This window comes from Mesorhizobium sp. M7A.F.Ca.CA.004.04.2.1 (assembly GCF_004022825.1).
In the GTDB taxonomy this organism is placed as follows: domain Bacteria; phylum Pseudomonadota; class Alphaproteobacteria; order Rhizobiales; family Rhizobiaceae; genus Mesorhizobium.
In genome coordinates this window covers 1-2,326 of record NZ_RZPH01000951.1, presented here as the reverse complement: position 1 = coordinate 2,326, position 2,326 = coordinate 1, and the positions used below count along the sequence as shown (strand labels likewise).

The following is a 2,326-nucleotide window of genomic DNA, read 5'->3' as shown; positions in this document are numbered from 1 at the left end:
TGCTTTGATCCCCCGGCGACATATTTTGAATCATAGTCATAGAAGGAATGGCCGGTCGGGATGATCTCGCAGACCCCCAGCGCCACATCACCCATCACCGCGCAGGTCAGCTCCCTGCCGTGGATGTAGCGCTCAACCATGACGGTATCGCCATATTTCCACTCGGACGAGCCGATCACCTGCGGCGGATGCGACTGGCCTTCATGTACGATGACGACACCGAAGCTCGAACCCTCATTGACCGGCTTGACCACATAGGGCGGCTTCATCGGGTGCTTGTTCTGGATGGCGAAGCGGCTGGCGACCTTCGATTCGGCGATCACGATGCCGACCGACTTGGCAACCCGCTTGGCCTGCTCCTTGTTCATGGCCAGAGCCGAAGCGAGCACGCCGGAATGGGTGTAGGGAATGCCGAGATATTCAAGGATGCCCTGAATGGTGCCGTCCTCGCCAAAAGGGCCGTGCAGCGCATTGAAGGCGACATCGGGCTTGAGCTCGGCAAGCACGGAGCCGACATCGCGCCCGACATCGACACGGGTGACCTGGTAGCCTTCCTTCTCGAGTTCATCGGCACAAGCCTTTCCCGACGAAAGAGACACGGGCCGCTCGGACGAAAAACCACCCAGCAAGACGGCCACATGCTTGTTTTTCATTCCCCGGCATCCCCTCTCTCACGGCGGACCAAAACCAGATTTTCCGCAACATTGAGTCAGAGTCTCCCGGCAGGTTGCCCCCCCCAGACGGAAACCGCTGAAAACGCGTCGAACGACTCAAATCAGGAAACGCTTTCGAGCAGAGAATCAGAGAGTTGATTCACTGGCAAGTGCTTACGATTCCGAGAGATTCACTTTCTGAGAAAATGGATGCGAAAAGCGTGTCGTTGAGTCTTTGCGGCAACGGTCGCGGACCGTTTCGGCCTCGTTGAAGTTCATGCATCACATGAACTTCAACTCGCGCGAAGGTGTGTTGGGATTCAGGTCAGGCCGAGTCGAAAACGATGGCTTTCGAGAACCGGAGCGGAGCGTACTCAAAGTACGTGAGCACCGGAAGCGCAGGAAGCCGTCGTTTGCAGGCCGGCATCACCTGAATATCAACGCACCTTAAAGGAGCTGCCCGAGAAACTCCTGAACTGCATGTCCCGGCCGGAAATTGCCGATGCGCTTGATTTCCCATTGCAGCCGGATACCGGAATTCTCCAGCACCCGCGTACGCACCGTCTCGCCGAGATATTCTAGGTCGTAGCCGGTCGCAGTTCCCGTGTTGATCATGAAGTTGCAATGCATCGGCGACATCTGCGCCCCGCCGATCATCAGGCCGCGGCAGCCCGCTCTGTCGATCTCCTTCCAGGCCGACGTGCCTTCCGGATTCTTGAAGGTCGAGCCGCCGGTCTTCTCGCGGATCGGCTGCACGGTCTCGCGATGGTTCTGCACGGCCTCCATCGCCGCCTTGATCGCCGCTCTGTCCTCGGCAAAGCCCTCGAACACGGCCGAGGTGAAGATCAGCCCGGCAGGCGCCGCCGAATGGCGATAGGCGTAACCCATATCGGCATTGCTCAGCGTCTGCACATTGCCCTTGCGGTCGAGCGCTCGCACTTCGACGACCCGCTCGCGCGTCTCGACGCCGTTGGCGCCTGCGTTCATCCGCAGCGCACCGCCGATTGCACCCGGAATGCCGTGGTAGAAATGAAAGCCGCCAATGCCGGCCTCGAGCGCCACCGCTGCGACGCGCTTATCGGGGGTCGCGGCTCCCGCCTTGATCCTGATCGGCGAAATCACCTCGGCCTCGCCGAAGCCCTTGGCCGAAAGGCGGATGACAAAGCCCTCGATGCCGCCGTCGCGGACCAGAAGGTTCGAGCCGACGCCGACGACGGTCAGTGGTATCTCTTCAGGAACGGCTTTGAGGAATGCTGCAAGATCTTCCTCGTCGGCCGGCTGGAACAGCACCTCAGCCAGACCCCCTGCACGGAACCAGGTGATCTTGTCCATCTCGGCGTTCGGCGTCAGGCGGCCGCGCAGGCCGGCAAGCCGGTCGCCCAGTCTGTCGATCAGGGCCTGGCCGTGCATCATGAGACGGTCCCGCCAAGCTCCTTGGGCAATGCATAGGCCCATTGGGTGATGTTGCCGGCGCCCAGGAAGACGACGAAGTCACCCGGCTTTGCCAGATCACGGATGACGGGCGCGATCGCCGCCGGACCCTCGATGTAGCGTGCGTCGCGATGGCCGCCGGCGCGGATGCGCGACACCAGCGCGTCCGAGCTGACGCCGTCGATCGGCTCTTCGCCGGCCGCGTAGACCGGCGAAGAGCCGATCGACGGCGTCAGCTCGGA

General features: G+C 61.4%; 2 protein-coding genes and 1 pseudogene. All 3 read right to left on the bottom strand.

Annotated features, from left to right (window positions below; genetic code table 11):
* Nucleotides 1-653, bottom strand: a 653-nt coding sequence (locus EN893_RS29650; RefSeq protein WP_164901222.1) for a D-alanine--D-alanine ligase, incomplete at its 3' end; no start/stop codon positions are given.
* A 447-nt stretch (nucleotides 654-1,100) separates the two neighbouring features.
* Nucleotides 1,101-2,066 carry a UDP-N-acetylmuramate dehydrogenase gene (gene murB, locus EN893_RS29645; protein ID WP_027034937.1) on the bottom strand — a complete coding sequence of 322 codons (966 nt, stop codon included), beginning with the start codon at nucleotides 2,064-2,066 and terminating at the stop codon, nucleotides 1,101-1,103.
* Nucleotides 2,063-2,326: pseudogene (locus EN893_RS29640) on the bottom strand (hypothetical protein); the annotation flags it as partial. The gene murB and the pseudogene EN893_RS29640, both read right to left, overlap by 4 nt.

What these genes read in the sequence shown, in the direction of transcription:
- murB (WP_027034937.1), bottom strand. Translation starts at nt 2,066, where the DNA reads ATGATGCACGGCCAGGCCCTGATCGACAGACTGGGCGACCGGCTTGCC.